This window comes from Amycolatopsis sp. NPDC004747, assembly GCF_053601335.1.
In genome coordinates this window covers 356,722-382,785 of record NZ_JBSGBQ010000007.1, presented here as the reverse complement: position 1 = coordinate 382,785, position 26,064 = coordinate 356,722, and the positions used below count along the sequence as shown (strand labels likewise).

Here is a 26,064-nt window from a genome sequence, read left to right as displayed (position 1 = left end):
CGGGCCGCCCGGCCCCGCCGCCGCTGCCGGAAACCGTGGTGCACCACGGTTTCCGGCAGCTTCGGTGCCCGAGCCCGGCCGGGGCTCAGCGGCACCAGTGCGGGCCGGTCGTCCAGCCGAGCAGGCGTCGTCCCGAACCGTCCGGCAGGGTGCCGTCCGGGGAAAACCGGGCGCCCTCGAGCACCGCCGCCAGGCCCGTCACCGCCGGGCCGAACCGGTCCTGCAACTCCGCCTGCGCCACCAGCTCACCGAGCCGCGCGACCGCCGCCCGCTGCTCCTCCACCCCGTGGAAGCTCAGGAAGAAGATCGCCTGCCGCCATGCGTACGCGATGTTCTTGAGCAGCTGCCGGTTCCACGAGCGCTGTCCCGCCAGGCGGCGCACCACCCAGGTGAACACCTGGCCGGCCAGCTCGGGGCTCAGGCGCGACCGCAGCTCCAGGGTCTCCACCAGCACCGCCAGGTTGTGCGTCGTGAGGATCTGGCTCTGCTCGATCACCATCCCGTTGCCCGCCGTCGACCGCCGCCGACGGCCCGCCCGGGCCTCGCAGACCGCCGCAAAGCCGTCCGCTGTGCGGCGCAGCAGCCTGCGCGGTGGTGCCGTCCACTCGGCAGGCAGGTCGTAGTAGCGCGCGTACAGCGTGCCCGCCATGATGCGGCTCGTCGCGGCCGCCGCGGTGCGCCACTTCTCCGTGAACGTGCCCACGAAGATGTCGGCCGCCAGTTCCTCCAGCAACGGCATCGGCAGCCCCGCCTGCGTGGCCAGCGCGCCGAGTTCGCGCACCAGCGTGTTCGGCAGGATCGCCTGCGGGAACGAGCCGAGCGCCAGCTGCACCGTCTGCGTCAGCGTCCGCCGCGCCGCACCGGCGACGTCCGGACGCCGGGCCCGGAACGGTTCCAGCGCCCTGATCCACGGCAGCTCTTCGAGCCGGACCTGGTGGGCGAGGTCGAGCAGCAACAGCCCCCGGCGACGGCGGAAGGCCGCGTACGTCCGGGCGTACAGCGCCGCCAGCCGCTCGTCCTCGATGTTCGCTGCCATCAGCTCCGCGGTGATCTGCGGCAGCACCGCCGCCAGCACGTCGCCCGAAGTGATCACCCCGCGCGCGACCAGCTCCTCGACCGGGGCCTCCAGCGCGCGGGTCACCTTCGCGACCAGCCGGCGCGGGACGACGTCCGCTTCGACGACCGGTTCGAGCGCCGGGAGACCTCCGTCGGCGGGGTAGGCGTCGAGCCGGCCGGCCAGGACGGCCGCGAGCTCGGCGTGCGTCGGGCGCGCGGCCACCGCTGCCTGCACGGCCCGCAGGGCCGCCCGGCGCTCGGAGCCCGGCTCACCGTGCTTGGTGATCGTGTTGGCCAGCGCTCGCCGGATCCAGCCGACGTCCCGCCCGGTGAGCTTCGCGCTCGCGAACTGGCAGAGCGTCAGCGCCCGGTACAGCCGCGCGAAGTTGCCCTTCGGCTGGAGGTGGGCCGTCGACGCCTGGTGCCGCGCGCTCGCCTTCGCGTAGTCCGCGAGCCAGCGGGCCCGCCGCGAGCCCCACCCCTCCGGCCACGTCCGGCACGGCCAGCCACCGGTGACGCCGTCGGCGGTCAGCCGCGGGAGCTCGCCGTCGACGGTCTCCGCCCAGAGGGCGACCAGCCGGTCGTACAGCGGGTGCCACACCCGCAGCGTCTCCAGCATCGCGGCGATCGCCGGCTTGGTCGTCGCCGACCGCAGCGCCGCGCGGACCTCGCCGACGGTGGCCAGCCGCACCAGCGCGCCGGACGGCCGCGGTGCCGCGCCGGGCAGCGGGGCCAGGCGCAGCCGGTGCAGCAGCGGCCGCAGCTCGGCGACCAGGTCGAGGGCCGCCTCGGCGTGCCCGTGGTCGAGCAGCCACGCGACGACGGGGAGCGCGGCGTCCTCCGGGAACTCCACCCGGTAGGCCTCGGTGGCCAGTGCCGCGCGCAGGCCGGCGAGCCCGGTGTCGGTGAGGTGCCCGAGGTTGACGCGCTCCCGGCCGGTGCGGCCCGGCGTGCCGGCGGGCACCGCGGCGAGCTCCTCCGGGCGCACCGGCGTCTCGGCGAGGTACCGGCCGGTGGCGAACCCGCCGTGCGCGACTTCGAGCGTCACCCAGGCCGGGGTGTCCGCGACCGGGGTCCGCGAGCCGATTTCCAGCGTCCCGTCCGCCATGCCGGCGAGCACCGCCTGCCACCGCCCAGCCTTGGCGCCGGCGCGGCGGCGGACCGCGGCGTCCGTTGTGGACGATGCGGTGCGCAGGGCGCGTTCGAGCTGCCCGTAGGCGTAACCGGGTGCCGCCTCCTGTGCCATGTGGACTCCCCCTGACGAAAAACCGAGACTTGGAGGCAGGAATCGAACCTGCGCCTTCCCGGAGAACAGCCGGGTGTTCTGCCTGCTGAACTACTCCAAGCTGCGGGGACACGGAGGCGGGACTCGAACCCGCGCCCCCCGGTCCGAGCCGGGCGATCTGCCGCTGATCCACTCCGTGCGATTTCCCGCACGGCCAGGGTAATCCGCGGTGGCGGGCGAAGCGACCGACTTTCCGCCCCGCGCCGGACTCGCCGGTACGGACCGGCGCGGTTACGATCAAACCGAATCAAAGTCACATTCAGGTTGGGGACCGGATGACCGAGAGCCGGCTGCGCCGGGTGCCGCGCCAGGCGCGCTCGCGGGAGAAGGTGGCCAAGGTGCTCGCGGCCGCCGATCGCCTGCTCGGCGAGGAAGGCGTCGAAGCGCTGACGACGACCCGGGTCGCCGCCGAGGCCGGCGTGTCGGTGGGTGCGCTGTACCAGTACCTGCCGGACCGCGACGCCATCACCGAGGCGCTGGGCGAGCTCTACCTCGCCCGCCTGGAAGACCTGATGGACTCCTTCGCCGAGCAGGCGGCGCGGGAGGTCTGGACCGACCCCGTCGGCCTGCTCGTCGACGCCTTCGCCGGGCTCTACCGAGCGGAACCCGGGTTCCGCGCGCTGTGGTTCGGCCGCGGTCTCACCGAGGGAACCCGGGACGCCGACCTGGCGCACAAGCGCGTGATGGCCACCGGAGTGCACCGCATCCTCGTCGCCCAGCGCCTGCTGTACGACGACTACGAGGCCGCGGTGGCGTGCCGCACGGCCTTCCTCGCCGCCGACGCGGTGATCCAGGAGGCCTTCCGCGGCGACGGTGCCCCGGAGCTGCTGGAGCCGGTCAAGACGATGCTGCGGGCGTACCTCGGGCACCAGCCCCGGCCGTAGCTCCCGTGGTGGCGACGAGGAATTCCTCGCCGCGGGCGATCCGGAGCCCGTCCGCGCGGCCGGCGAAGTACCGCGAGTCCAGCTCGGCACCCGACACGTGGACGGCGTCGCGGAACCCGGCTTCGCGCGCCATCGCCAGCATTTCGGCCGGCGAGAACGAGCTGACGAACGGCGTGCCCGCCGCCTCCGCCCTGCTCGCCGTGGCCTGGTGACGGGCGCGCTCGCCGGCGTCGAGCAGCTCGGCCGGCAGCAGGAACGTCATCGCGAGCGTGGACCCCGAGGCGAACCCGGCGATCCGGCGCAGGGTGGCCGCGTTCGCCTCCTTCGTCAGGTACATGCTGACGCCGGTGGACGCGACCACCGCCGGTTCGTCCGGGGCGAAGCCCGCGGCCGTGAGCCGGTCCCACCACGACGCCGTCTCGAAGTCGACCGGCACGAAGTGCAGCCAGTCCGGGACGGCCAGGCCCAGTTCCGCCAGCCGGGCGCGCTTCCACGCCTGCGGGCCCGGCTGGTCCACTTCGTACACCCGCAGGCGGGCAGCGATTTCCGGACGGCGCTGGGCGAAGGTGTCCAGCCCGGCCCCGAGGATCACGTACTGGCCGACCCCGCGCGCCGCCTGTTCGGCGACCAGGTCTTCGACCAACCGGGCCCGGGCGACCATGCCGGCCCGGTAGCGGCCGGTGGTGGCCGGGTCCATGTCGTCGCGGAGCCGCCAGCCCTCGCCGGGCTTGGCCAGCCGCAGGCCGAGGTCGTCGGCGAAGACGTGGGGTGGCGGATCGACGGCGAGGTGCAGGGCCCGCCACAACGCGGTCCGCACCGCCGTGCTGTCCGGCGCGGCCACCTCAGGCCGGCCCCGGCGCCGACAGCGTCCACGTCCTCCCGTCCGGGTCGCGGACGGTCATTTCTTTGGTGCCGTAATGGGTTTCCGCGAACGGGGTGACCACCTCGACGACGTCGTCGGCCTCGAACTTCTCCGCGTCCGGGACCTTGAACACGATCTGCGTCCGCGGCTCCTGGCTTTCGGGCACCTCGGCGATGAACAGCCAGGGCCCGTCGCCGTTGCGCAGCTGCCCGGAGTTGTGGTCGGTCGCGAAGTCGATCTCGTAGCCCAGCGCCTGGAAGAACTTGGCCGCCTTGCCCCAGTTGTGCGTTTCCAGGTACATCGCCTCGATGCCCTCGGTCGTCATGTCAGTGCTCCTCTTCGGGATCGGTCTCGAGGTAGGCGCGCAGCGCCGCGGCGACGAGGGCCGAAAGCGATTGCTCCGTCTCGACGGCGCGGAGCTTGACCTGCCGGATCAGCCCGATCGGCAGGTACACGTTGAACTGCTTGACGTCTTTATCGCCCACGGGTTGAGGCTAGCTTGCTAGCAAGCTAGCTGGCAAGTTCCGCCGTCCGGACCCAGACGTGCCGCCGCCCCTCGCCGACGCGCACGGAAGCACGCGGTGTTGCTGCTCAACCGGACGTCGTCGGCGGCGGCCATGGGCGTCCGGCGCCGGATCAGTCCCGTTCGAGATATCGGCCGAAGAATGCGCCGAGCGCCGCTCGCTGACCGGCCATGCTCCGGGCCGGGTCGACGGTCCCGACGAACGGCGCGATCGCCGCCGGGTCGAGGCCGAGCCGGGGGAGGAGCACCTGGTGGTCGGTGTAGCTGAAGTGCTCGCCGTCCGGCAGGTGCCGCGTGCGCACCGGCCCGCGCTGGTGGGCGAGGAACTCCTGCCACGACGGGTCGGAGGCCGAGCTGTGGTCGCCCGCGCTCAGCAGCAGGAAAGGCCGGCCGAGGCCTTCGACGGCGGCCCGGCCGAATTCGCGGTTCGACTGGGAGTACGCCATGCTGCCGTCGAGGTCGGCTCCGGCGTCGAGACGGGTGTCCGACACCATGGTTTCCCCGGTGGTGAACCCGCCCGCGGAGTGGCCGAACATGCCGATGCGGGAGACGTCGAGGGAAAGCCCGGCCGGGAGCGTGCGGTGCCCGGCGTCCGGATTTCCGCCGCGCGCCAGGGTTTCCAGCGCGTCGAGGACGAACCGGGTGTCGGCCACCCGCGTGGCGATGAGCTGCCGCCCGGCGTCGGGACCGGAGGGCAGCACCCGCCGTTCGACGCGGCCGCCGGGGAACTCCACGGCCGCGGGCTCGTGCGTGTGGTCGATCGCCACCGTCACGAAACCTTCGCTCGCGAGCTGCTCCAGCTGTGCGGTCCCGACCGAGCGCGGGTACTTGGCGCTGGGGGAGTAGAGCACGACCGGCCGCTGCCCACCGGCCGCGGGCACGCCGGAGCGGGCGTGCGTGGGGAAGGCGTAGCCGAGCCGGCCGGCGGCGATGCCCAGCGTCCGCGCGTCTTCCTCGGCGATCAGCTCGGCGGCTTCCGGTGCCAGATAGGGAGTTTTCGGGCCGCCGCCTCCGCCGGAGCACGCGGGGTACCGGATGGTCACCATGAGCTCGCGGGTCGTCCCGGCGACCCAGGGGTCCGGCCGCGCGTGGTCGACGAGGTGCAGATCGACGCTGCCGACGGCGTACGGCCCGGTGGGGGCGGGCAAGGCGAGCCGGGTGGCCGCGGCCGCGGAAGCGGGGAGCGCGGTCAGGAGGAGGACGCCGGCCAGGCCGGCGGCGAGTGGTTTTCGCATGTTTTGACCGTATTGACGGCCGCGGCGCGTGACATCGGGGTGATCACCGAGATCGACCCGGACAGGGCTGTGGCCCGGGCGCATCGCCCGGGCCACAGCTCACTCGTTCCGGCTCAGAAGCCGTAGACGGTCTCGTACACGCGCTCGGCGTTGGTCGCCACGAGGCCGTTGGCCCACAGCTGGTTGACCCGGCTGCGCTCGGTCGAGTTCGGGAAGGCGTTGGTGCAGGACGGGCCGGGGCCGCCACCCGACATCAGCTCGGAGCACGGGCCCGAGTAGTGGTCGGGCAGCCCGAGGGCGTGCCCGGTCTCGTGCGCCGCGATGCGGGTCGGGTTGTACTGGCGGGCCTGGGTGTAGTCGATGAAGATGGTGCCGCTGCCGTGCCCGTTGGTCGAGGCGTAGGAACCGCGGGGGTCGTTGCCCTCGGTGTAGCGCAGGCTCGCGCCGCCGGAGTTGCGCTCCACGAGCCGGACGTTGGTGACGCTGTTGTTCCAGTTGGCGGCACCGGCGTTGATCACCGAGCGGAACGACGGTGCGCTGGAGGTGCTGTAGTAGACCGTGGTGACGGCGGCTTCCTGCTCGGTGGCGGCCGACGCGGTACCCGCGGCGAGCGGCGTCACGGTCAGGGCAAGCGCAACGGCGCCGGCCAGGGCGAACTTCCTCGACATCGGAAGACTCCTCGTGAGGGGACGGGGATTTGCCGGAATTGCGCGCGCTGTCGAGAATTTACCCGGAAGGCCCCTTCGCCGGAGCCGACTAACGTAGGGCCGGGAAAGTGGTGATTTCCCACCACCAAAGTCGGGTTGACAGTGGCCGGTCAGGAGGTCCGGGTCAGCGCGAGCAGCTGCTGCTCCAGCTTCCGCACGGCGGCCACGTCGATGCCCCCGCCCCACAGGGGTGCCGTGCTCGCGCCGTCGGCTGCCGCGACCACCAGGGTGACTACGTCGGCCGGGAGGCCGTCGTCGTGGAGGTCGCGTTCCCAGCGTTCGGCGTCCGCGCGGGCCAGCTCGGCGATCTCCGGGATGGAGATCAGCAGCGCGATCAGGGCGATCGTCTCGCGGATCGCGACCTCGTCGTAGGAGGTGTCCAGCGACGCCCGGACGTACGCGCGCGTCAGCCGGCCCGGGGCCGTGTCCGCCGGGTCGAGGGCCGCCTGGACCTCCGTGCGGAAAGCGTCCAGCAGGTCCTGGGCCAGCGTGCGCACCAGCGCGTCCTTGGCGGGGAAGTGGTACAGCAGCCCGCCTTTCGACACCCCGGCCGCGCGGGCGATGTCGTCGAGGGAGGCCGATACGCCGCGGGTGCGGATGACCGTCGCCGCGGCGTCGAGCAGGGCGCGGCGGGTCTCCTCCGGGCTGCGCCCGGCCTTGCGAGGCATTCGTCAGTCCTTTCCGGACGGAATGGTACGCCAGGCGATCAGCGCGGCGACGGCGGTGACGACGGCCGCCGCGAGCGACGTCACCTGCATGGCGCCGGTGAAGGCTTCCCGTGCTGCGCGGGCGAGTTCCGACTCCGGGGCCAGCACGCCCAGTGCCCCGGCGAGGGAGTCGCGGACTTCGCCGGGCACCGGGCCGGGCGGCAGGAACGCGCGGTAGACCACGTTCACCAGCGAGCCGAGGATCGCGATGCCCAGCGCCGCACCGAGTTCGTAGGCGGTTTCGGAGATCGCCGACGCCGAACCGGCCTTGTCCCGCGGGACCGCGGACAGCACCGAATCGACGGTCAGCGTCAGCGCCAGCCCGATACCCAGCCCGACCGGCACGAGCGCCCACCCCAGCCACCAGTACTGCGGGGCCCGTTCGGCGACCGTGACGAGCGCGAGGCCCAGCGCGGCCACGGCGAGCCCCGCCGCGACGGCCCGGCCCGGCCCGAGCCGCCCGGCGACCACCCCGACGGCGGCCACGACGACGATCGAGGCGAGCGTCGCGGGCATCTCCGCGAGCCCCGCCTGCAGCGGCGAGAAGCCGCGGACGAGCTGCAGGTACTGCGAGAAGAAGAACAGCAGGCCCATGAGCGCGAAGACCGCGATGAAGTTCGCCAGGACCGCGCCGCTGAAGGCACCGTTGCGAAACAGCGTGACGTCGATCAGGGGCGCCGCGGCCCGCCGCTGGCGGCGGACGAACGCGGCCCCGGACACCAGCCCGAGCAGCGCCGCGACGCCGACTTGGCCGTCGAGGCCCGCGCTGACGGCGTGCTTGACCGCGTAGACCAGCGGGACGATCGCGGCCAGCGACAGGCCGGCCGACAGCAGGTCGAACCGCCCCGGGGCGGGGTCGCGCGATTCCGGCAGCAGCCACGCGCCCGCGATCAGGAAGACGACGACGATCGGCACGTTGATCAGGAACACCGAGCCCCACCAGTAGTGCTCGAGCAGCGTGCCGCCGACCAGCGGACCGAGCGCGATGCCGCCGCCGGAGCCCGCCGACCAGATGGCGACGGCGCGGGTGCGCTCGCGCGGGTCCGCGAACAGCGTCCGGATCAGCGACAACGTCGACGGCATGATCGTCGCGCCGGCGACGCCGAGCAGCAGCCGGGCGAGGACGAGCACGCCGGCGGTGGGGGAGAAGGCGGCCAGGACGGAGGCGAGCCCGAACGCCGCGGTGCCGAGGAGCAGCACCTTCTTGCGCCCGAACCGGTCGGCGAGGTTCCCGGCCGTGACGAGCAGCCCGGCCAGCGCGAGGGAGTAGACGTCACCGATCCAGAGGATTTCGGTGGCGGTCGGCGCGAGTTCCCGGGTGAGCGACGGCACGGCCAGGTACAGCACGGTGCCGTCGACCGCCAGCAGCAGCACGGCGCCGACGAGGACGCCCAGCGCGGCCCAGCGGCGCCGGGGGCTCAACGGCCGGGCGGAAGACGGCAGGGTGGAGGTCATGAGACTTACTATACCGTCTGGACGGTACAGTAACCGGCGTGAGACCGGCCACCTGACCGGAACCGGACGGCCCTGGCCGCCGGTACGCTGGAAGGAGTGGAAGGAGGCGGACGTGACGGCCGAGGAACTGATCATCGAGTTCGCCTTGACGCGCTTGGACCACCCGGACCTCGACTTCGAGGAGATCGCGGCGCTGCTGGTGCGGCGGGGCGGCCCGGAGCGGGAGCTGGAGTTCGCCGCCCGCAACCTCGCCGACCGTGGCGAGCTGCGCGGCGCCCCCTTCCCGACGGCGGTGGAGTACGTGCTCCGCGTGGTGCTCACCCTGCGGGGGCCGTCGGACTAGGAGCTGCGCCTCACGGCCGCGCCGGCCGGCCTCGTCGGGCAAGTCCCGTGGTGAGCGGCTCGACCGCGGCGCGTATGTGGTTGCGCAGCCACCGGGAGGCGGGATCCTCGTCGAGCCGCCGGTGCCAGCGGAGATCGACGTCGACCTGCGGGAGCGGGAGCGGGAAGTCGTGCCAGCGCACGGGCATGCCGCGCTGGACGAGGTCCTCGGCGAGGACTCTCGGCGCGATGCTGATCAGGCCGGGCTGCAGCGCCATCAGGGCGGCGGCCGCGTAGTTCGGGACCACCGAGGTGACGCGCCGGGACAGGCCGGCTTCGCGCAGCCGCTCGTCGATCGGTCCGTGGTCCAGCCCTCGGCGGGAGGCGGAGACGTGGGGGTGGCGCACCAGGTCGTCGAGACTCAGTTCGGCCGCCCGCCCCAGCTCGGAGTCGGCGGCGACGAGGGCGACGACGCGGTCGACGAACAGGGTGTGGGTGGTCAAGTCCGGTGGCGGTGCCTTGGCGACGCCGAGGTCGAGGTCGAGGGTGCCGTCGCGCAGGGGTTCCGGGGCTTTGGAGTCCTGGGCCACGAAGCGCAGCGTGACGCCGGGCGCTTCGGCGGAAACCGGGCCGGCCAGCCGTGCGCTGATGACGGGGGTGAGCCCGTCGTTGATGCGGATGGCGAACGTGCGCCGCCAGGTGGCCGGGCTTTCGGCGGGGGCGGTCGGCAACCGGGTCGCCGTTTCCAGGAGTGCTCTGACCTCGGCTCGGGACCGCAGCGCGAACGGTGTCGGCACCAGCCCCCGCCCCGCGCGCACCATGATCGGGTCGTTCATCGCCCGCCGCAGCCGGCCCAGCGCGCGGCTGGTCGCCGGCGCCGACAGGTGCAGCTTGTCCGCGGCCGCCGCCACACTGCCGGTCTCCATCAGTGCGTCGAAGACCCAGAGCAGGTTCAGGTCCAGGTCGTTCATCGAGGCGCTGCCTCCGATCATCGAGGAGTGCACGGAACGCACTCCCAAGTTACCAACCATGCAGTGGACGTCATGCCGGTGAGGCGGTTCAGTGGATCTCGAGCCGCGGAAGCGGGCTCGCCGCCGTCCGCGGCGAGCGAAACGGAACTCTTGGAGCGCTGGGATGGCCCGCACGATCCGACCGATGTCCTACGGCGGCCCGGAAGTCCTCGACCTGGTCGAGGTGCCGGTCCCCGTCCCGGCGGCCGACCAGGTCGTGGTCCGCGTGCGGGCCGCCGGTGTCAACCCGATCGACTGGAAGCTCTACAGCGGCTCGTTCCACGCCATCGACGACAAGCACAAGGCCGAAGCCGGCGTCAGCGCGGAGGCGCTGCCCCGGATCGGGCTCGAATGCGCCGGTGTCGTCACCGCGGTGGGCGCGAAGCTCGAAGGCGTCTCGATCGGCGACGAAGTCATCGTCCACCCCGTCACCGGCGCCTACGCCGACTACGTCGTGGCCGGTGCCGGTTCGCTCATCGGCAAGCCGGCCGCCGTGGACTGGCCGGTCGCCGGTGCGCTGATGCTGGCCGGCACCACCGCCGCGCACACGCTGCACGCCGCCGGAGTGCGCCCGGGCGACCGCGTCCTGATCCACGGCGGCTCCGGCGGCGTCGGGCTCATGGCCGTCCAGCTCGCCGTCGACCTCGGCGCCACCGCCATCGCCACCGCGTCCGAGGCCAACCACGAACTCCTGCACCGGCTGGGCGCCACGCCCGTGGCCTACGGACCCGGGCTCGCCGACCGGGTCCGGGCGGCGGCGCCTGGGGGCGTCGACGCCGCACTCGACCTGGCCGGCACCGAGGAGGCGCTGGACACCTCCCTGGAACTGGTCGGCCACCCGGACCGCATCGCCTCCATCGCCGGCAGCGACCGCCGGGTCACCGAAGGCGTCAAGGTCATCGGCAACCAACCCGGCGCGGACCTCGGCACCGAGGTCCGCGCCGCGGCCAGGCCGGACCTGGTCGAAAAGCTCGTCGAAGGCCGGCTGCGGGTCGTCATCGCCGGCACGTACCCGCTGGAAAAGGCCGCGGAAGCCCACCGCGCCGGCCTCGGCGGCCACGCGCCCGGCAAACTGGTCCTGCTCCCGTAGCCGCGCTCCGGGGCACCACCCTGGGTCCACTGTGGACCGGGGTCAGGCGTCCCCGGCGGCGCGGCTCAGGCCCCGGCGGTCGAACACCAGCTCGCGGGCGGTGGTCAACGCCGTGGCGATCGCTCCCGCCAGCACCGCGTCTTCACCCAGCTGGCCGGCCACGATCTCCGGGACCACCGGCGTCGTCGCGGCCAGCGCCCGGCGCATCGGCCCGGCCAGCAGGTCCGTGTTGCCGCCGATGCCGCCCGCCAGCACGATCAGGCTCGGGTCCAGGACCGCCGTCACCGCCGCGACCACGTACGCGAGCTTCTCCGCTTCCTCCTCGACCACGCCGAGCGCCCGCTCGTCGCCCGCGCGGGCCAGCCGGAACACGTCCTTCGCCGACCGCGCCTTCGTCAGCCCGCGGGACCGGGCCGCGGCCAGCACCGCCCGGCCCGCCGCCGCCGTCTCCACCGGGCAGGGGTGCCGCGCACCCGTGCCGGACGGCCGGGGATCGAACGGCAGGTCCGCGATCTCGCCGGCCGCGCCGTGGGCGCCGCGGAACAGCCTGCCGTCCATGAGCAGGCCCATGCCGATCCCGGTGCCGACGGTCAGGCACACCAGCACGTCCACGCCCAGTGCCGCACCGAGGGCGTGCTCGCCGACCGCGCACAGGTTCGCGTCGTTCTCCACCACCACGTCCGAACCTCGGGCGGCCAGCGCCGAGACGAGCTCGTGCAGCAGGCCGCGCCGTTCCCAGCCCGGCAGGTTGGGCGCGCGGTGCACCGTGCCCGTCGCCGGGTCGGGGACGCCGGGCGTGCCGACCACGGTCGAGACGACCTCGTGCGGGCTCAGCTCGGCCGAGGAAACCGCGCGTTCGACGGATTCGCGCACCGTGCGCACCAAAGCGCTCGCCGACCGGCACCGGTTGGGTTCGTCGAGCCGGGCGACGATGCTGCCTTCGAGGTCCGCGACGGCGATCCGGATCCGGCGCCGCCCGATGTCGACGCCCACCACGTACCCCGCGTCCGGCGCCGCCCGGTAGACGACCGCCGCGCGGCCCGGGCCCGCCAGGCTGCGGCCGGTGGTCCGGACCAGACCGTGCTGCTCCAGGTCGAGCAGGGCCTGGCCGACCGTGGGTTTCGACAGGCCGGTGTCGGCCGCGATGCGGGGACGCGTCGCTTCGCCGTGCGCGCGCAGCCGGTCCAGCACCAGGCGCTGGTTGAGGGCCCGCATGTGCGCCGGGGTCCCGACCGGGGGCCCGTTTCGTCCCACGCGTCCTCCTGAGTTGCCGCAAGTTTATCCGCGAGCCCTTCCGGCCCGGGGCGTTCTATGTTAAGAAACTTTACTAACTACTAGTCGGAGGCACGTCGTGAGTTCACCCACTCGGCCCGGGGGACCGCCGGCCCTGGAACGCAAGATCGGCCCGCTGCAGGCCACCGCGATCAACATGACCCAGATGTGCGGGATCGGCCCGTTCGTCACGATCCCCGCCATGGTCGCCACCATGGGCGGCCCGCAGGCCATGTTCGGCTGGATCATCGGGGCGATCGTCGCGCTGGCCGACGGGCTCATCTGGGCCGAGCTCGGCGCCGCGATGCCGGGCGCCGGCGGCACGTACCTCTACCTGCGCGAAGCGTTCCAGTACCGGACCGGGCGCCTGATGCCGTTCCTGTTCGTCTGGAGCGCGGTGCTGTTCATCCCGCTGATCATGTCGACCGGCATCATCGGGCTCGTCCAGTACCTCGGCTACCTGATCCCGGGTGTCACCGACGACGCGGGCACGACGCCGCTGGGCAAGGTCATCGGCGTCGGCATCACGCTGGTCGTCATCCTGGCGCTGTTCCGGAAGATCGGCCAGATCTCCAAGCTCACGACGGTCCTGTTCGTGGTCATGCTCGTCGCGGTGCTGACGACGATCGTCGCCGCGTTCTCGCACTTCAGCGCGGCACAGGCGTTCGCCTTCACCCCGGGCGCGTTCAGCTCCTTCGGCGACGGGACGTTCTGGGGCGGCCTCGGCGCCGGCCTGATCATCGCCATCTACGACTACCTCGGCTACAACACCTCCGCCTACCTCGGCGGCGAGGTCCGCGAGCCGGGCCGCACGCTGCCCCGCTCGATCATCCTCTCCATCCTCGGCATCATGGGCCTGTACTTCCTCCTGCAGGTCGGCGTGCTCGGCTCGATCCCGCTGGAGCAGCTGAAGGACGCGAAGTCGGTCGCGTCGTCGGTGCTGGAGCAGGTGTGGGGCACCGGGGTCGCCAAGACCATCACCGTGCTGATCGTCATCGCCGCCATCGGGTCGGTGTTCGCGGGGCTGCTCGGCGGCTCCCGCGTGCCGTTCGAGGCCGCGCGCGACAAGGTGTTCCTGCCGGTGTTCGGCAAGCTGCACCCGAAGCTGCACCTGCCCACCGCGGGCGTGCTCACGATGGGCGCCATCACGATCATCGGCTCGCTGTTCACCCTGACCGAGGTGATCAACGCGGCGGTCGCGACCCTGGTCATCATCCAGTCGCTGGCCCAGGTCGCCGCGATCGTCGTGCTCCGCCGCCGTCAACCGAACCTGAAGCGGCCGTACCGGCAGTGGCTCTACCCGGGACCGACGATCGTCGCGGGCATCGGCTGGGTCTACATCTACAAGTCGGCCGAGTGGCTCTCCATCTGGCTGTCGCTGGGCTGGATCGCCGTCGGCGCGCTCGCCTACCTCGTCTACGCCAGGGCCGAGCACACGTGGCCGTTCGGGCCCAAGGAGATCAAGGAAGCCTTCGCCACCGAACCGGAAGGGGCTCAGGCATGACCCGGAAGCTCGCGGTGCTCGCCGCGCTGCTCCTCGTCCCCGGCGTGCTGAGCGTGGCCGCGCCGGCGTCCGCGCAGCAGGACCTCGCCCAGCAGGATTTCACACAGCCGCACGGGCTCACCACGATCGGCCGGCAAGGCTGGCAGGTGCTGACCACGGCGAGCGCCAAGGACGGCGGCGAGAAGGTTTCCACGCCCGGGTACGCCACCCGCGGCTGGCTGCCGGTCAAGCCGGACGACGCCGGCGCGCCCGGCACCGAGATCAACGCCCTGGTGCAGAACGGCCAGTGCCCGGACGTCTTCTTCTCGGACAACATGCGCAAGTGCTTCGGGTACGTCGACAAGCTCGGTCCCGTCGTCACCAAGCCGTTCTCCGACCCGTGGTGGTACCGCACCGACTTCACCCCGGACATCCGGCCGGGGCAGCACGCGAAGCTGACCATCCCGGGCATCGTCGGCGAGGGCGACGTCTGGGTGAACGGCTCGCTCGTCGCCACGAAGGACGTCGTGAGCGGCGCGTTCGCCGGGCACACCTTCGACGTCACGAAGCTGGTGAAGCCGGGCCGCAACACCCTGGCGATCAAGGTCTACCCGAACGACCCGCTGAAGATGTACACCCTCGACCAGGTCGACTGGGGCCAGATCCCGCCGGACAACGACACGGGCATCCAGTTCCCGCCGACCCTGCAGGTTTCCGACGCGCTGACCGGCGAGAACGCCCACGTCGTCCAGGACAACGCGCCCGACCTGTCGAGCTCGAAGCTGACGGTGAAGCTCGACGTCACCAACAACGCGGCCACCGTGCAGACCGGGGACGTCGCCGCGACGATCACCCCGCCCTCGGGCGCGCCGATCGTCGTCAAGCAGCGCGTCACCATCCCCGCGAACACCAAGCAGACGGTCGTTTTCGCGCCGGTGAAGATCGACCACCCGAAGGTGTGGTGGCCGTACTCGATGGGCGAGCAGCCGCTGTACGGGCTGACCACCGCGGTCTCGCAGGGCGGTGTGCTGTCGACGTCGTCCAAGAGCACCTTCGGCATCCGCACGGTGACCTCGCGCCTGGTCGGGAAGTCCGCGGCGCTGCCCGAAGGCGCACGGCAGTTCACCGTCAACGGCAAGGACTTCGTCTTCCGCGGCGGCGGTTTCGCGCCGGACCTGTTCCTGCGCTACGACTCCGCCGACACCGCGCACCAGCTCGCGCTGATCAAGAACCTCGGCCTGTCCGGCGTCCGGCTCGAAGGCCACGACATGCCGCAGGACTTCTACGACCAGGCCGACCGCGCCGGGCTGCTGGTGATCGGCGGGTTCCTGTGCTGTGACGCCTGGCAGCCCGACACCGCCGAGCAGCTGGGCGAGCGCGACCTGCGGATCATCCACGACTCCTCGGTGAGCATCGCGCAGCGCGAACGCAACCACCCCAGCGTGTTCAACTACGGCTGGAGCGACAACGAGCCGTTCCCGAACCAGGAGCACGCCGTCCTGACCGCGTTCCGGCAGGAGGACTTCCAGGTCCCGGTGATCGCCTCGGCGGAGTACAAGAGCACGCCGACGCTCGGCAACTCGGGTGAGAAGGAGGGCCCGTACGACTGGGTCCCGCCGTCCTACTGGTACGACAGCTCGCACTTCGACGCTTCCGACGACAGCCGCACGAACGCCGGTGGCGCCTGGGGCTTCGCGAGCGAGCAGAGCGCCGGGCACACCGTGCCCACGCTCGACTCGATCAAGCGGTTCCTCTCGCCCGCCGAGCAGGCGAAGCTGTGGCAGGACCCGGCGTACAACCAGTACCACGCCAACTTCGAGCCCGGCCACGGCGGTTACGCCTTCGGCACGCTGTACACGCTGGACCAGTCCATCCTGCAGCGGTACGGCAAGTGGAGCTCGCTGAAGTCCTATGTGGACCTGGCGAACATCGCGAACTACGAGAACACCCGCTCGCAGTTCGAGGCGTTCCTGCACCACTCGACGGACAAGGCCAACCCCGCCACCGGGGTCGTCTACTGGCAGCTGAACAAGGGCTGGCCGACGCTGCTGTGGTCGCTCTACAACGACGACGGCGACCAGCCGGGCGCGTACTTCGGCGCCCAGAAGGCCAACAAGCCGCTGCACGCGATCTACGGCTACGACAACGGGTCCGTCACCCTGGACAACCTCGGTGCGGCCACGCAGTCCGGGCTTTCGGTGCAGGCCCGCGTGCTCGACACCGCGGGCAAGGTCCTCGACGACCAGACGGCTTCCGGGATCTCGCTGGGTTCGCAGGGCGTGCGCACGGGAGTCCTGAAGCCCAAGGTGCCCGCCGAGACGAAGGCACCGGCGCCCGCGCAGGTCTACTTCGTGGAACTGCAGGTGAAGCAGGGCGGGAAGGTCGTCGACCGGAACGTCTACTGGCTCTCGACGCAGAAGGACGTCGTCGACTGGGCCAAGACGCTGGGCAACCCGCAGGCGACGCTCTCGCAGTACGGCAACCTGCAGGCGCTGCGCAACCTGCCGAAGTCGCAGGTCGGCGCGGTGGCGTCGACCCGCGCCCAGGGCGGTGACCTCGTCACCACGGTGACGGTCACCAACACCTCGAAGACGCCGGGCGCGGCGTTCTTCCTGCGGGCCGACGTCCGCCGCGGCACGCCGGACGGGCAGGAGGCGCCGGGGGACAACCAGCTCGCGAACGCGACCTGGGACGACAACGACATCACGCTGTGGCCGGGCCAGTCGCAGACGCTGACCGTCACCTACCGGGCCGCGGACCTGCGCGGCGCGGCGCCGGTGATCAGCGTCGACGGGTTCAACACCGGCCGGGTCGTGGTGCGGGGGACAGGAGGGGCGCACGCGTGAGCGACGATCGGATTCTCGGGATCGACTTCGGCGGCACGAAGGTGGCGCTGGGGCTCGCCGACCGCGACGGCACCCTGCTGGCGACCCGCCGGCTGGACACCGACGCGCACGCGGGGGCCGAGCAGGTGGTGGTGCGCGCGCTCGCCGCGGCCAGGGCCCTCCTGGCCGACGAGGGCGCGGTGCCCGCCTGCGTCGGCGTCGTCAGCCCGGGGATCGTGCTGCCGGACCGCATCCTGCTCGCGCCGAACGTGCCGGGGTGGGAGCAGCTGCGGCTGGCGGAGCTGGTGGCCGCGGAGTTCCCCGCCGCGCCGATCTCGGTCGGCACGGACGCGAAGGCGGCGGCGCTGGCGGAGTGGCGCTGGGGCGCGCTGGCCGGGGCCGACCCGGCGGTGTTCCTGTCACTGGGCACCGGCATCGCGGCGGCGGTGCTGATCGGCGGCCGGGTGCTGACCGGCGCCAACGGAGCTGCCGGCGAGATCGGGTACAACCTGCTCTCGCCGCAGGACACCGAGGGTTTCGCGAGCGGAGCGGCGCCGCTCGAGGAAGCCGTCGGTGGGCGTGGGCTGGGCGGCCGGGCGAGCGAACTGCTCGGCCGCCCGGTCACCGCCGGGGAGCTGTTCGCGCTGGCCAAGGAGAACGTCGAGGCCAAGGAGCTGGTGACGGCCGCGCTCGACGAGCTGTCGATGCACGTGGCCAACCTGGCGATCGCCCTGGACCCGCAGCGCATCGCGGTCGGCGGCGGGCTCGTGCGCTCGGCGGACGTGCTGTTGCCGGCACTGGCGGACCGGCTCGCACACGCGGTGCCGTTCCCGCCGGAGCTGGTGGCGGCCCGGTTCGACCAGGACGCGGCGCTGCTGGGCGCGGTGGCGCTGGCCCTGGGCGGTTAGCACGTCCGGGTGGTGTGCCGGTGCCCCGACCCGGCACACCACCCGGTTTCAGGCTTGGGTGGCGGCGAGTTCTTCGGTGCGCCGGAACGCGGCGGGGGAGAGCTGGAACCACACGAGGACCGCGCTGACGCCCTGAACCGCCGCGCCCATCACCCAAACCGCGCGCAGGCCCCAGTGCGCCGCGACCAGGCCGCCGGCCAGCGCGCCCAGCGGGGTCAGGCCCCAGGCCAGCGCGCGGTGGCTGGTGAGCACCCGGCCCAGCAGCGGCGCCGGCGTGAAGCGCTGGCGGCTCGACTGCGAGCAGACGTTCCAGATCAGCACGGATGCCGTCAGCGAGACCAGCACGGCGCCCACCAGCGGCGGCCACGGCGGGACGAGCGCGATCAGCAGCGCCACCACGGCACCGAGGCTCTGCGACAACCGCATCGACCACGAGTAGCCGAGCCGGTCCACGATCTTCTGCACCACGAACGACGACGCCACCCAGCCGATGGCGAGGCAGGCGAGCAGCAGGCCGTAGCCGACCGGGCCGACGTGCAGGACCTGCGTCGCGTAGAGCACGAACATCGCGTTGCCGGCGCTCGCGGCGAACGAGCCGAGGGCGACGTTGATCGTGATCGACCGCAGCAGCGGCGTCCGCACCAGGTGCCGCAGCCCGCCCGAGAGGTCCCGCAGCGGGTGCGTGGTCGCGGCCACGACCGACTCCGAGGGGATCCGGCGGGCCAGCACGAGCGCGACCACCGCGCAGGCCACGGCCAGCCAGGCGGGTGCCCCGCCGCTCACCGCGATCAGGAACCCGGTCAGCGGCGGCACGACGAACCGCACGACCCCCTGGTCGATCACGGTGAGCCGCGCGTTGGCGTGGGCGAGCCGGCCGGCGCCGACCACCTCCGGGACGAGCGCGCCGCTGGCGCCGTCCCCGAGCACCCGCGCCGAGGTGACGACGAAGGCGACCACCACCAGCACGGGCAGGCTGAGCAGCCCGCCGGAGGCGACGGCGGCGAGCACGACAGCGGCCCCGGCCAGCACCGCGTACGCCCAGGCCAGCACGGTGGTCCGGCGGACGCGGTCGATGAGCACCCCGGCGAACAGGGACAGCAGCAGCCAGGGCGCTTCCCCGACGACGTTGATCAGCGAGACTTCCCGCGGATCGGTGGTGACGGAGACCGCGAGCAGCGGGATGGCGGCCAGGAGCAGGCCTTCGGCGGACGAACCGGACACCGCGACGGCCTGCAGCCGCACCCACCTCGAGGCCATGGTCCCGAGCTTGCCGAAGCGATCGGTGAATTCCAACCGATTTACCGGTGGGGGACGGTGGAAGTTCCGCGGTGGCGGTCGTCGCGCTCCGGAGTGAATCCGAGACTCCTCACCCGTGGCTCGCCCGGTGTGGCGGCCTTACCGCGAAAGGAAGAAGTTGCGAAGCGAACGAAAGCCGGTCGCCCCGACGGTCCAGGCGGCGCGCATCAGCGGCGCACCCGGGTCGACTCGCGGACGACCAGCTCCGGGGTGAAGACCACCGCCTGGCGCTCCGGTTTCGTGTCCGACGTCTCCGCCAGCAGCAGTTCCGCGGCCGTGCGGCCGAGGCGGCGGGCCGGCTGGCGGACCGACGTCAGGGGGACCGCCGCCGCGCCCGCGAACTCGATGTCGTCGTAGCCCACGATCGCCATCTCGTCCGGGACGCGGACGCCCGCGCCCACCATCGCCTGCAGCACGCCCAGCGCCAGGAGGTCGTTCGCGCAGAACACCGCCGTCGGGCGGGGACTCGCGCCGAGCAGGCGGGCTCCGGCGTCGCGGCCCGAAGCGACGTCGAGGCCGATGGCCTCCAGCACCGTCAGTTCCGCGCCGGAGCCGGCCAGCGCGTTGCGCAGCCCCTGTTCACGGTCGCGGCACTGGGCGAGGATCGCCGGACCGTTGACGAACGCGATCCGCCGGTGCCCGGTCTCCAGCAGGTGCCGTCCGCCGAGCGCGCCGCCGGCGACGTCGTCGACCGACACCGAGCTCGCCTCCGACGCCGGGGCCTTGCGGTCGACGAAGACATACGGCGTGCCGGTGCGCCGGAACGTCCGCAGGGCTTCGCCGGAGGTCGCGACCGGGCTCAGCAGCACCCCGCGGACCCGCTGCTCGGCGAACATCGCCAGGTACGACGCTTCCAGCTCGGACCGCTGCCCGCTGTTGCAGGTGATGATGTTGAGGCCCTCGGCGTGCGCGGCCTGCTCGGCTCCGCGCGCGACGTCGACGAAGAACGGGTTCCCGAGGTCGAGCACGAGCAGGCCCATGACGCGGCTGCGCCCGGCCCGCAGCTGCCGCGCGGACTCGTCCCGCACGTAGCCGAGCTCCTCGATCACCGAAAGCACGCGGCTGCGCGTCGCCGCCGCGACGACGTGCGGCCGGTTGACCACATTGGACACCGTGCCGATCGAGACGCCCGCGCGCTTCGCGACGTCCTTGATGCCGACCACCGCACCCCCTCGCTGAGAAGGCGTGAGCCTATCACGATCTGAAACGTTTCAGAAGCCGATTACCGACGTTGGTCGCATGATCGCGCCGCTAGGCTCCGACCCGGGTGTGCCTGCCACTGGGAGGAGTCCGGGTGCGGATCTTCACGATCGTCCTTTCGCTCGTGCTGACGTGGGTGTGCACCGGGGCGGTCGCCTCGGCTGCACCGATCGTGGAGGGCGACACCGACAATCCCGTCACCGCCGCGCCCGCCGTCACCCGGCCGGACACACCGCACTGCAGCGTCACGCTCGCCGACGCCTTCCGGTCCAACGCCGCCGACGGCAGCCCGCGGTTCTACGAAGGCACCCTCGAACCGCCCAAGGCCTGCCCGGGGCCGTGGGCGAAGGTCGTCATGGACCAGACCGTCACCGTGAGCGGGCGGCAGTACGACCGGATCGGCGACCTGAAGATCGGCGGCACCGAAGTCTGGTGGGGGACGACCGAGGAGCCCAGCGGCGAGGGCAAACGCCCGATCACCTACCACTTCGACAAGGACCTGACGCCCTACAGCGCGCTGCTGCGGACTTCCCAGCCCTTCCACGGCGGCATCGAGAACTACAACTCGCCGATCTACACCGGCGTCTACGCCCAGACCGTGACGCTCACCTACTACCAGGCCGACCGCAGGCACCCCGCGCCCGAGACGCCCGACCACGTCGCCGGGTTCGGCCACGCCGACGCGACACCCGGCGCGCCCACCGTGCACTTCAGCGCCCAGGGCCTGCCGCGCAACATCACCCGCGCCTACCTCGAGGTCACGCTCGAAGGCCACGCCTGCGACGAGCAGTGGTTCGACGACGTCCCCGACGACGTGGCCGCGAAGTACCCGGCGGCCGGCCTCTGCGGGAAGGGCCCCTACCGCGAAGCGAACTTCGCCATCGACGGCACCCCCGCCGGGAGCGCGTTCACCTTCCCGCACATCTATTCCGGCGGGATCGTGCCGCAGCTGTGGCGGCCGATCGTCGCGATCGACACCTTCAGCCTGCACGCCGAAACCTACGACGTCACGCCCTTCGCGGGGCGCCTCGTCGACGGCGGTACCCATGACCTCTCCTTCTCCTTCCCGGACATCGGCGGCGAATTCACCGTCGTCCCGACGTTACTGCTCTACACCGACAAAAACGCCGCGCAGACCTCCGGCGCCCTCACCCGGCACGACGTCGCGGCCGCGCCGGTCCGGCAGACGGCGGTCAAGGACATCTCCGGCGGCGTGAACGTCACGGTCACCGCCAAGCGCGACGACGTGACGGCGGGGTACGTCGACACCTCCGCGGGCCGGGTGTACACGCGGGTCGAGCGCACCCGCGACTACCGCAACAGCGACGACGTCACCGGCGGCGGCTTCACCCAGCACGTCGTGCAGGCGGACTCCGGGCAGCAGACCTCGACGTCCACAGTGGACGGCCGAGTCCGCGCGGCGGCGCGGCACACATGGTCCTACCCGCTGACCACGGACGCGACGGCGAACATCACCGACGACCAGAACCTACGGATCTCCGGCTCGGCGGACATGACGAAGATCCTCGGCGACTTCACCGGGGACGGCCGGAGCTGGCGGCCGGCAGGCGCGTCACGGGAGTGGCTGGCCTCCTCCGGCGTGCTGGCCCGCACGAACGGCGTGAACACCGAGGCCGACGGCCGCTCGAAGACGCTCTTCACCGGTGCCGACGACTTGGGGCGGCCGTACTTCCACTACGTCGCCAGCGAACACGGGCTGATCACCGAGAACCGGGAGCTGCCCCGGCGATAGGGTCCGGCTCGTGACCGAACCCGCCTTCGTGGCCGAGACCCGGACCGCCTACGACACCGTCGCCGACTCCTACGCCGAGCAGCTGCGGAACCTCCTCGACGAGAGCCCGTGGGACCGGGCGGTGCTGGGGACGTTCGCCGAACTGACCGGGAAGAGCGGCCCCGTCGGTGACCTCGGCTGCGGCCCGGGCCGGCTGACCGGGTACCTGGCCTCGCTCGGGCTGGACGTGTTCGGCGTCGACCTCTCGCCCGGCATGGTCGATGCGGCCCGCCGCGCGCATCCCGAACTGCGCTTCGAGGTCGGCTCGCTGGCCTCTCTCGACATCGAGGACGGTGCCCTGGCCGGCGCGGTGGCGTGGTACTCGCTGATCCACACGCCCCCGGCGGAACTGCCGCCGGTGGTCGCGGAGCTGGCCCGGGTGCTGGCGCCGGGCGGACTGCTGCTGACCGGGTTCCACGTCGGTGACGAGCGACGGCACCTCACCCACGGTTACGGACACGACATCGTCCTGGACGCGTACCGGCTGCGGCCGGAGTTCGTGGCCGACCTGTGCGCCGGCGCCGGGCTGGTCGTGGAAGCGCGGCTGGTCCGCGAGCCGCAGCCGCCGTACGAGAAGGTGCCGCAGGCCGCCCTGCTGGCCCGCAAGCCGGCGTGAACCCCGTCTCGCTTCTTGTCACCCGATCGGGCTAGTACGGTACTGTCGGTCCCATGGGGAGTCTCCGCTCACGGGTCCTGGGCTGGGTCGGCCGGCGCTACCTCGCCCGGCAGTCGAAAAAAGGCTTCGACCTCGAGAAGATGTCGTCCATCCTGCCCGATTCGGCGCTGCTGCCGCTCAAGCGCGACGGCCTCGACCCGGTCCCCGCGATGGCCGCGCAGCGGAGCGAGGCGCCGATCGGCAAGCTCGACCTGCCGTTCGGGATGAACGCCTGGCTCGTCACCGGTTACGACGAGGCGAAGGCCGTGCTCGGCAAGGCCACCGGGTTCTCCAGCGACTTCGGCAACCTCGTCGGCAACGCCGGGGTGACCGCCGACCAGAACCCGGGCGGGCTCGGCTTCGCGGACCCGCCGGTGCACACCCGGCTGCGGAAGCTGCTCACGCCGGAGTTCACCATGCGCCGGCTGAGCCGGCTGGCCCCGCGCATCGACGAGATCGTCGCCGAGCAGCTCGACGCGATGGCCGCGGCCGACGGCCCGGTCGACCTGTGGCAGGCGTTCGCGCTGCCGATCCCGTCGCTGACCATCTGCGAGCTGCTCGGGGTGTCCTATGAGGACCGCGAGGACTTCCAGCGGCTGAGCACCGCCCGCTTCGACCTCTTCGGCGGCGCGGGTGCCTCGCTCGGCGCGATGTCGGAGTCGCTGACCTACCTGCTCGACATCGTCAAGAAGCAGCGCGAACAGCCCGGCGACGGCCTGCTCGGCATGCTGATCAAGGAGCACGGCGACGAGATCGACGACCGCGAGCTGGCCGGCCTGGCCGACGGCGTGCTCACCGGCGGGCTGGAGACCACGGCGAGCATGCTGGCGCTCGGGGCGCTGGTGCTGCTGCGCGACGAGAAGGCGATGGACGCCGTCCGCGGCGACGACGAGTCCGTGCACCGCTTCGTCGAGGAGCTGCTGCGCTACCTGACCGTGGTGCAGATGGCGTTCCCCCGGTTCGCCAAGGAGGACATGGAGATCGGCGGCGTGCACATCGCCGAGGGCGACATCGTGCTGGTGTCGCTGTCGGCGGCCGACCGCGACCCGAAGCTGGGCCCGGACATGGAGACCTTCGACGCGACCCGCGAGCCGACGTCGCACCTGGCGTTCAGCTACGGCATCCACCGCTGCATCGGCGCGGAGCTGGCCCGGATGGAGCTGCGCACCGCGTACCCGGCGCTGATCAGCCGCTTCCCGAACCTGCGGCTGGCGGTGCCGGAAGACGAGCTGTCGTTCCGCAAGGTGTCCATTGTGTACGGTCTGGACGAGCTCCCGGTGCTGGTGGACTGACGGGGTCTCAGCGGACGCCGCGGGGCCGGAACTGGATGCTGATCCGCGGCCCGGCGGCCCGGTTCGTCTTCGGCACCGCGTGCTCCCACGTCCGCTGGCACGAGCCGCCCATGACGATCAGGTCGCCGTGGCCGAGCGCGTACCGGTGGGACTCGCCGCCGCCGCGGGGACGCAGGGCCAGCTGGCGGGCCGTGCCGACCGAGAGGATCGCGACCATCGTGTCTTCGGTGCTGCCGCGGCCGATCGTGTCGCCGTGCCACGCCACGCTGTCGCGTCCGTCGCGGTAGTAGCACAGGCCCGCGGTGCGGAACGGCTCGCCGAGTTCACCGGCGTAGTGCTCGCTCAGCGCGGTGCGGGCCTCCGCGAGCACGGGGTGGGGGAGGGGTGCCTCTTCCCGGTAGAAGCACAGCAGCCGCGGGACGTCGACGAAGCGGTCGTACATCTTCCGCCGCTCGGCCTGCCACGGGACGCCGGTGGCGAGCTCGGTGAACACCTCGTCGGCGCCGGCGAGCCAGCCCGGCTGCACGTCGACCCACGCGCCGGAGCCGAGCTCGGTCCGGCGCGGGGCCAGGGCGTGCAGCGTGACGGGGCCGGATTCGCCGAAGAGCGAGGCCTGCAGAGCCGGGGTCGTCATGGGTCCGACCGTACACGATGTTCGAACAGATGTTCTACGTGAAACATCGGCCGGGCCCGCCGGCGCTCAGTGCGTGACGTCGTAGACGAGCTTCTGGATGCCGTTGCCGTAGGCCTCGCTCTCGACGAGCTTGAGGTTCTGCTTGTCCTTGTCGGTCTCGCTGAACAGCCGCTTGCCGGCGCCGAGCAGGACGGGGAAGACCAGCAGGTGGTAACGGTCGATCAGGCCCGCGTCGGCCAGTGCGCGGTTCAGGGTGGCGCTGCCGTTGACGATGATCGGGCCGCCTTCGGTCTCCTTCAGGGCCGCGACCTCGTCGAGCGAACGCAGGATCGTCGTCTCGCCCCAGTTGTCCACCAGGTCCGCCTCGGTGAGGGTGGTCGACACGACGTACTTCGGCATCGCGTTGTAGCCGGCGAACTCGACGGTCATGCCCGGCCACACCGGCGCGAACGCCTCGTAGCTGACCCGGCCGAGCAGCAGTGCGGTGGCTTCTTCCTGCTCGCTGCCCTTGATCGCGTAGGCGGCGGGGTCGAACTCGATGTCCTTGAACGTCCAGCCCGAGTTGCGGTACCCCGGCTCGCCGCCGGGGCCTTCGACGACGCCGTCGAGCGAAACGAACGAGGTGGAGATCAGGGTGCGCATGCGGTGCTCCTCGGTGGTCGATCTTGCTCCTGCAAGTCTGTCGAACGGGGCGAGCCGGATTCGACACGGCTCCCGAAGAAAACTTCCGACAGACCGCAGAGCGGGAATGGCGGCTCTTGCCCGCCGCGGCCCGGGCTCGTACAGTCGTTTCCACGCCCGCAAAGGTCTGAACCTGTTGCCGGGTGACCGCCGCCTCGAGTGACACAGGAGGTTGACGGTGCACAGACTTCGCGGTGCGGGCGTGCTCGCGGCGACGGCGCTGGGGCTCACGGTGCTCACCCCGGCGGTGCAAGCCCAGGTCGGCACGGGTCCGTGGGTCGCGGATTCGCCGGGCTACTCGGAGCAGGAGCGGGGCTGCGGTGACGTCTCCGGGTTGACGTTCAAGCTCACCTGCTCGACCGGCAGCGGCGACCAGCGCGCGGAACGCCGCTACACCACCTACACCGGCGGCACCCACCAGTTCGAGGGCTCGTTCAAGATCACCAGCATGGGCGGCTCCCGGATCAGCCTCAAGCAGACGTTCCGGGACGGCTCCAGCGCCGGGCCGTTCTTCCTGCTGGCGGTGGAGAAGGGCGGCCGGCTCTACGCCGTGCACGGCGGCGAGACGATCGCGACCGGGGCGACGGTGGGCACTTCGGTGCGGGTCAACACGATCAACCAGGTCGGCAGCACGCACAAGGTGTACATCAACGGCTCGCAGAAGGACTCGGTTTCGAGCCCGGGCGGCAGCTACTACGACAAGTTCGGCAGCTACCGCACCGCGAGCGGGGCCGGGCCGATCACCGTGCAGTGGAGCGGGATCAAGTTCTGGCACAAGTAGAGCAGATAGGGGCCTGAACTGCAGTTTTATGGCTTTTGGCCTTGTCAGGCCGTCTCGGGATTTTCAGGCCGTGCCACCCCAGCGTGGCGCGGTTTGAAAATCCCGTCGGC

General features: G+C 72.1%; 24 protein-coding genes and 2 tRNA genes. 10 read left to right on the top strand and 16 right to left on the bottom strand.

Annotation, left to right across the window (positions count from 1 at the left end):
* Window positions 1–85: 85 nt before the first annotated feature.
* The 3 genes from ACWEGE_RS14730 to ACWEGE_RS14720 form a co-directional block, all read right to left on the bottom strand.
* The gene (locus tag ACWEGE_RS14730) at window positions 86–2,302 is read right to left on the bottom strand and encodes a hypothetical protein (protein WP_449660952.1); all 2,217 of its coding nucleotides are present in this window, start codon (window positions 2,300–2,302) and stop codon (window positions 86–88) included.
* A 27-nt stretch (window positions 2,303–2,329) separates the two neighbouring features.
* A tRNA-Asn gene (locus ACWEGE_RS14725) sits at window positions 2,330–2,402 on the bottom strand.
* A gap of 8 nt (window positions 2,403–2,410) precedes the next feature.
* A tRNA-OTHER gene (locus tag ACWEGE_RS14720) sits at window positions 2,411–2,480 on the bottom strand.
* A 136-nt stretch (window positions 2,481–2,616) separates the two neighbouring features.
* Here ACWEGE_RS14720 and ACWEGE_RS14715 point away from each other — a divergent pair.
* Window positions 2,617–3,225 carry a TetR/AcrR family transcriptional regulator gene (locus tag ACWEGE_RS14715; protein WP_449660951.1) on the top strand — a complete coding sequence of 203 codons (609 nt, stop codon included), beginning with the start codon at window positions 2,617–2,619 and terminating at the stop codon, window positions 3,223–3,225.
* On the opposite strand, the gene ACWEGE_RS14710 is transcribed toward ACWEGE_RS14715, so the two are convergent.
* From ACWEGE_RS14710 to ACWEGE_RS14680, 7 genes are all read right to left on the bottom strand, one after another.
* On the bottom strand, window positions 3,179–4,066 hold the full coding sequence (locus tag ACWEGE_RS14710) for a class I SAM-dependent methyltransferase (RefSeq protein ID WP_449660950.1): 888 nt from the start codon (window positions 4,064–4,066) through the stop codon (window positions 3,179–3,181). The two genes, ACWEGE_RS14715 and ACWEGE_RS14710, sit on opposite strands and share 47 nt — an antisense overlap.
* 1 nt (window position 4,067) lies before the next feature.
* Window positions 4,068–4,412 carry a VOC family protein gene (locus tag ACWEGE_RS14705; protein WP_449660949.1) on the bottom strand — a complete coding sequence of 115 codons (345 nt, stop codon included), beginning with the start codon at window positions 4,410–4,412 and terminating at the stop codon, window positions 4,068–4,070.
* A 1-nt stretch (window position 4,413) separates the two neighbouring features.
* A complete protein-coding gene (locus tag ACWEGE_RS14700; RefSeq protein WP_449660948.1) occupies window positions 4,414–4,572 on the bottom strand; it encodes a CopG family transcriptional regulator in 159 nt (52 codons plus the stop codon).
* 151 nt (window positions 4,573–4,723) lie between these two features.
* The gene (locus tag ACWEGE_RS14695) at window positions 4,724–5,845 is read right to left on the bottom strand and encodes an alpha/beta hydrolase family protein (protein ID WP_449660947.1); all 1,122 of its coding nucleotides are present in this window, start codon (window positions 5,843–5,845) and stop codon (window positions 4,724–4,726) included.
* 113 nt (window positions 5,846–5,958) lie between these two features.
* Complete coding sequence (locus ACWEGE_RS14690) at window positions 5,959–6,513, bottom strand: snapalysin family zinc-dependent metalloprotease (RefSeq protein ID WP_449660946.1); 555 nt, start codon at window positions 6,511–6,513, stop codon at window positions 5,959–5,961.
* Window positions 6,514–6,662: 149 nt separating this feature from the next.
* Entirely contained in the window at window positions 6,663–7,220 is a 558-nt protein-coding gene (locus ACWEGE_RS14685) for a TetR/AcrR family transcriptional regulator (protein ID WP_449660945.1), read from the bottom strand.
* A 3-nt stretch (window positions 7,221–7,223) separates the two neighbouring features.
* Window positions 7,224–8,714, bottom strand: coding sequence for an MFS transporter (locus ACWEGE_RS14680; RefSeq protein ID WP_449660944.1), 1,491 nt, complete (start codon window positions 8,712–8,714; stop codon window positions 7,224–7,226).
* Window positions 8,715–8,826: 112 nt separating this feature from the next.
* On the opposite strand from ACWEGE_RS14680, the gene ACWEGE_RS14675 reads away from it, so the two are divergent.
* Entirely contained in the window at window positions 8,827–9,057 is a 231-nt protein-coding gene (locus ACWEGE_RS14675) for a hypothetical protein (RefSeq protein ID WP_449660943.1), read from the top strand.
* A gap of 10 nt (window positions 9,058–9,067) precedes the next feature.
* Here the strand turns inward: ACWEGE_RS14675 and ACWEGE_RS14670 are convergent, their stop codons facing one another.
* Complete coding sequence (locus tag ACWEGE_RS14670; protein ID WP_449660942.1) at window positions 9,068–10,006, bottom strand: LysR family transcriptional regulator; 939 nt, start codon at window positions 10,004–10,006, stop codon at window positions 9,068–9,070.
* 163 nt (window positions 10,007–10,169) lie between these two features.
* Here ACWEGE_RS14670 and ACWEGE_RS14665 point away from each other — a divergent pair, with 163 nt between their 5' ends.
* Complete coding sequence (locus ACWEGE_RS14665) at window positions 10,170–11,135, top strand: NADP-dependent oxidoreductase (RefSeq protein WP_449660941.1); 966 nt, start codon at window positions 10,170–10,172, stop codon at window positions 11,133–11,135.
* 42 nt (window positions 11,136–11,177) lie between these two features.
* Here the strand turns inward: ACWEGE_RS14665 and ACWEGE_RS14660 are convergent, their stop codons facing one another.
* On the bottom strand, window positions 11,178–12,350 hold the full coding sequence (locus tag ACWEGE_RS14660; RefSeq protein ID WP_449660961.1) for an ROK family protein: 1,173 nt from the start codon (window positions 12,348–12,350) through the stop codon (window positions 11,178–11,180).
* Window positions 12,351–12,486: 136 nt separating this feature from the next.
* Here ACWEGE_RS14660 and ACWEGE_RS14655 point away from each other — a divergent pair, with 136 nt between their 5' ends.
* The 3 genes from ACWEGE_RS14655 to ACWEGE_RS14645 are packed head-to-tail and all read left to right on the top strand — an operon-like array spanning window position 12,487 to window position 17,623.
* The gene (locus ACWEGE_RS14655) at window positions 12,487–13,911 is read left to right on the top strand and encodes an APC family permease (RefSeq protein WP_449660940.1); all 1,425 of its coding nucleotides are present in this window, start codon (window positions 12,487–12,489) and stop codon (window positions 13,909–13,911) included.
* Window positions 13,908–16,736, top strand: coding sequence for a glycosyl hydrolase 2 galactose-binding domain-containing protein (locus ACWEGE_RS14650; RefSeq protein ID WP_449660939.1), 2,829 nt, complete (start codon window positions 13,908–13,910; stop codon window positions 16,734–16,736). Before ACWEGE_RS14655 ends, ACWEGE_RS14650 begins: the two co-directional genes overlap by 4 nt.
* A complete protein-coding gene (locus tag ACWEGE_RS14645; protein ID WP_449660938.1) occupies window positions 16,733–17,623 on the top strand; it encodes an ROK family protein in 891 nt (296 codons plus the stop codon). The genes ACWEGE_RS14650 and ACWEGE_RS14645 overlap by 4 nt, the downstream gene beginning before the upstream one ends.
* A gap of 48 nt (window positions 17,624–17,671) precedes the next feature.
* Here ACWEGE_RS14645 and ACWEGE_RS14640 read toward each other — a convergent pair whose 3' ends face one another.
* Both ACWEGE_RS14640 and ACWEGE_RS14635 read right to left on the bottom strand, forming a co-directional pair.
* Window positions 17,672–18,880 carry an MFS transporter gene (locus ACWEGE_RS14640; RefSeq protein ID WP_449660937.1) on the bottom strand — a complete coding sequence of 403 codons (1,209 nt, stop codon included), beginning with the start codon at window positions 18,878–18,880 and terminating at the stop codon, window positions 17,672–17,674.
* Window positions 18,881–19,086: 206 nt separating this feature from the next.
* Entirely contained in the window at window positions 19,087–20,082 is a 996-nt protein-coding gene (locus ACWEGE_RS14635) for a LacI family DNA-binding transcriptional regulator (protein ID WP_449660936.1), read from the bottom strand.
* Window positions 20,083–20,213: 131 nt separating this feature from the next.
* Between ACWEGE_RS14635 and ACWEGE_RS14630 the strand changes: the two genes are divergently transcribed.
* From ACWEGE_RS14630 to ACWEGE_RS14620, 3 genes are read left to right on the top strand one after another with little or no spacing between them, the layout of a single operon-like run.
* Window positions 20,214–21,872 carry a peptide-N4-asparagine amidase gene (locus ACWEGE_RS14630; RefSeq protein WP_449660935.1) on the top strand — a complete coding sequence of 553 codons (1,659 nt, stop codon included), beginning with the start codon at window positions 20,214–20,216 and terminating at the stop codon, window positions 21,870–21,872.
* Window positions 21,873–21,882: 10 nt separating this feature from the next.
* Window positions 21,883–22,527: a class I SAM-dependent DNA methyltransferase gene (locus ACWEGE_RS14625; RefSeq protein WP_449660934.1), complete on the top strand. Its 645-nt coding sequence runs from the start codon at window positions 21,883–21,885 to the stop codon at window positions 22,525–22,527.
* A 53-nt stretch (window positions 22,528–22,580) separates the two neighbouring features.
* On the top strand, window positions 22,581–23,858 hold the full coding sequence (locus tag ACWEGE_RS14620; RefSeq protein ID WP_449660933.1) for a cytochrome P450: 1,278 nt from the start codon (window positions 22,581–22,583) through the stop codon (window positions 23,856–23,858).
* 7 nt (window positions 23,859–23,865) lie between these two features.
* Here ACWEGE_RS14620 and ACWEGE_RS14615 read toward each other — a convergent pair whose 3' ends face one another.
* Both ACWEGE_RS14615 and ACWEGE_RS14610 read right to left on the bottom strand, forming a co-directional pair.
* A complete protein-coding gene (locus ACWEGE_RS14615) occupies window positions 23,866–24,492 on the bottom strand; it encodes an alpha-ketoglutarate-dependent dioxygenase AlkB (RefSeq protein ID WP_449660932.1) in 627 nt (208 codons plus the stop codon).
* Between the two features lie 66 nt (window positions 24,493–24,558).
* Window positions 24,559–25,134, bottom strand: a complete 576-nt coding sequence (locus ACWEGE_RS14610) for a dihydrofolate reductase family protein (RefSeq protein ID WP_449660931.1) — start codon at window positions 25,132–25,134, stop codon at window positions 24,559–24,561.
* Between the two features lie 241 nt (window positions 25,135–25,375).
* On the opposite strand from ACWEGE_RS14610, the gene ACWEGE_RS14605 reads away from it, so the two are divergent.
* Window positions 25,376–25,954 carry a hypothetical protein gene (locus ACWEGE_RS14605; RefSeq protein ID WP_449660960.1) on the top strand — a complete coding sequence of 193 codons (579 nt, stop codon included), beginning with the start codon at window positions 25,376–25,378 and terminating at the stop codon, window positions 25,952–25,954.
* The last annotated feature ends 110 nt before the right edge of the window (window positions 25,955–26,064 follow it).